Here is a 694-nt window from a genome sequence, read left to right as displayed (position 1 = left end):
TTAGTACTGATGCGTTAACTTTTTGCATCAAATAAGTTTAACAATTTTTGTTCTTTGACACTTTGATTTTTTTGATCCTGAGCGATTAGATCCTTTAGCGGTGTTTTATCAAACGCCGAGATTCCGAGGATCTGCATGATTTCGTAAATGGAGAGCGTGCTTTTCAGGTTATGCTTGACCATGGCTACGATAAGATAGGTACAAATGGCTATCCAGACATGGGTGTTGACCGCATTTTCAGAATGCCCCCATAAGGATTTTATGACCAGGTTCTGCTTTATCCATTTGAAGAACACTTCAATCTGCCACCTGTGGCGGTAAAGCCGAGCTACTTCAAGAGCGGATACCTCGAAGTTGTTGGTAAGGAATGCCAGTTCGACTTCTTTGTCACTGTCGTAGTATTCCACCAGCCTTAATTGGCCGGGATACAGCTTTTTGGACTTGTACCCGTTCAGTATGATGGTACGGTCGGCAAGCAGCCCTGTCCGTGGATGGATATTGGGATTATTTTCAACAACGGAGAAATCCATGGAAGATTTGGCCCTGGTGATAAAGTATGCGCCGCAAACATCGATATTGTGCAAAGCTGCGAAATCAACGTAAGCTTTATCCATTACATATATCGCCTCTGGGATGGGGATCAGGATGTCCAGCGAGTTGCTGTCATGGTATTTCCCATCGGTGATTAGGATAA

The 694-nt window shown here is 43.8% G+C and carries 1 protein-coding gene; it reads right to left on the bottom strand.

Annotation, left to right across the window (positions count from 1 at the left end; all coding sequences use genetic code 11):
- Nucleotides 1-14: 14 nt before the first annotated feature.
- A partial coding sequence (locus tag NGM62_RS21980) for an IS4 family transposase (RefSeq protein ID WP_262250446.1) occupies nucleotides 15-694 on the bottom strand: 680 nt, incomplete at its 5' end.

This window comes from Parapedobacter soli, assembly GCF_025460835.1.
In the GTDB taxonomy this organism is placed as follows: Bacteria; Bacteroidota; Bacteroidia; order Sphingobacteriales; family Sphingobacteriaceae; genus Parapedobacter; species Parapedobacter soli.
The sequence above is the reverse complement of the archived record's forward strand: the minus strand, read 5'-3'. Positions and strand labels throughout refer to the sequence as shown.